Raw genomic sequence first — 2359 nt, 5'->3', positions numbered from 1 at the left:
TTGATGAAGTGCGAGTTCAGTATTTAGGTAAGAAGGGTGAACTAACTCTTCAACTACAAAGCCTAGGTAAACTTCCACCTGAAGAGCGTCGCACTGCTGGTCAAGAGATCAACAAAGCGAAAGGTGCTGTTCAACAAGCGATCGCAGCTCGCAAAGACGCACTACAACGTGCAGAGCTTGAAGCGAAACTAGCTGAAGAAACTATCGATGTGAGCCTACCAGGTCGTCGCATTGAGAACGGTGGTCTTCACCCAGTTACTCGCACAGTTGAGCGTATCGAACAGTTCTTTGGTGAGCTTGGCTTTAGCACTGAGTCTGGCCCTGAGATCGAAGATGCATTCCACAACTTTGATGCACTAAACATCGCAGACGATCACCCAGCTCGTACTGATCACGATACTTTCTTCTTCAACCCTGATCTAATGCTACGTACGCACACTTCTGGTGTTCAAATCCGTACGATGGAAAACGGCAAACCGCCATTCCGCTTCATTGCTCCGGGTCGTGTTTACCGTAACGACTACGATCAAACTCACACGCCAATGTTCCACCAAGTGGAAGGTATGTTAGTTGATGAGAACGTAAACTTCGCACAACTTAAAGGCATTCTTAACGATTTCCTTTGTAACTTCTTTGAAGAAGAAGTTGAAGTGCGTTTCCGTCCTTCATTCTTCCCGTTCACAGAGCCTTCAGCTGAAGTTGACGTGAAACGTAAAGATGGCAAATGGCTAGAAGTTCTAGGCTGTGGCATGGTTCACCCTAACGTACTTCGCTCTGTTGGCATCGACCCTGAGAAATACTCTGGTTTTGCATTCGGTATGGGTGTAGAGCGTCTAACGATGCTTCGTTACGGCGTAAATGACCTTCGTGCGTTCTTCGAGAACGACCTTCGTTTCCTTAAACAATTCAAGTAATCCGGGGCAGTCAAAACTATGAAATTCAGTGAATCTTGGCTACGCGAGTGGGTTAAACCTGCAATTAACAGCGAAGAGCTAGCTCACCAAATCACTATGGCTGGTTTGGAAGTTGACGATGTAGAACCTGTTGCTGGTGAATTCACCGGCGTTAAAGTAGGTAAAGTGGTTGAGTGCGGTCAGCACCCAGACGCAGACAAACTACAAGTAACTAAAATTGATATCGGCGAAGAAGAGCTTTTAGACATCGTATGTGGTGCATCTAACTGTCGTCTTGGCCTAACTGTAGCAGTAGCAACAGTTGGCGCAGTACTTCCTGGTGACTTCAAAATCAAGAAAGCAAAACTACGTGGCGTTCCATCGCACGGCATGCTTTGTTCTTTCTCTGAGCTAGGTATCGACGTAGAGTCTGACGGCATCCTTGAGCTGCCAGAAGGCACAACGCTAGGTATGGACGTACGTGAGCTTCTTGAGCTTAACGACGTAACTATCGACGTAGACCTAACAGCAAACCGCGCAGACTGCTTCAGCATCCGTGGCCTTGCTCGTGAAGTTGGCGTACTAAACCGCGCAGACGTTACAGAGCCAGCAGTTGAAGCTGTTGCAACAAGCATTGAAGACACAGTATCTGTTGAAATCAAAGCAACTGATGCTTGTCCACGTTACCTTGGCCGTGTGGTTAAGAACGTAAACGTGAAAGCGGAATCTCCAATCTGGATGCAAGAAAAACTGCGTCGTTGTGGTATCCGTTCAATCGACCCAGTTGTAGACATCACAAACTATGTGATGCTAGAGCAAGGCCAACCAATGCACGCATTTGATCTCGCTAAGATCGAAGGCGGTATCGTGGTTCGTCTAGCAGAGCAGGGCGAAAAGCTAACACTTCTAGATGGCAACGAAGCTGAACTAAACAGCAACACACTTGTTATCGCTGACCACAACAAAGCACTAGCAATCGCTGGTATCTTTGGCGGTCAAGATTCAGGTGTTACGACTGAAACAACAGACGTTCTTCTTGAAGCGGCATTCTTCGCACCGGATCACATCCGTGGTCGCGCACGTGCTTACGGCCTTCACACAGATTCTTCTCTACGTTTCGAACGTGGTGTTGATTCAACACTTCAAGCAGCAGCAATGGAGCGTGCAACACAGCTTCTAGTTGAAATCTGTGGTGGTGAAGTTGCGCCAGTAAACGGCAGCGAATCTGAAGCTGATCTACCTAAAGCAAACGTAGTTGCTCTACGTCGCGCTAAGCTAGACAGCCTACTAGGTCACGAAATCCCATCTACAGACGTAGTGGAAATTCTTACTCGCCTAGGTTGTACTGTTTCTGTTGTAGAAGATACGGAGACGACGGAAGCGGGTTGGACGGCAACGTCTCCATCTTGGCGTTTTGATATCGCAATCGAGCAAGACCTAATTGAAGAAGTAGGTCGTATCTACGG

General features: G+C 47.5%; 2 protein-coding genes. Both read left to right on the top strand.

Annotation, left to right across the window (positions count from 1 at the left end):
- A partial coding sequence (gene pheS / locus AB4653_RS10980; RefSeq protein ID WP_372104154.1) for a phenylalanine--tRNA ligase subunit alpha occupies positions 1–914 on the top strand: 914 nt, incomplete at its 5' end.
- 18 nt (positions 915–932) lie between these two features.
- A partial coding sequence (pheT, locus tag AB4653_RS10975) for a phenylalanine--tRNA ligase subunit beta (RefSeq protein WP_372104152.1) occupies positions 933–2359 on the top strand: 1427 nt, incomplete at its 3' end.

Origin of the sequence: Vibrio sp. 10N.222.48.A3, from assembly GCF_041475345.1 — a bacterium.
Taxonomy (GTDB): domain Bacteria; phylum Pseudomonadota; class Gammaproteobacteria; order Enterobacterales; family Vibrionaceae; genus Vibrio; species Vibrio tasmaniensis_A.
Note: the sequence above shows the minus strand (reverse complement) of the source record. Positions and strands in the feature narration are given on the sequence as shown.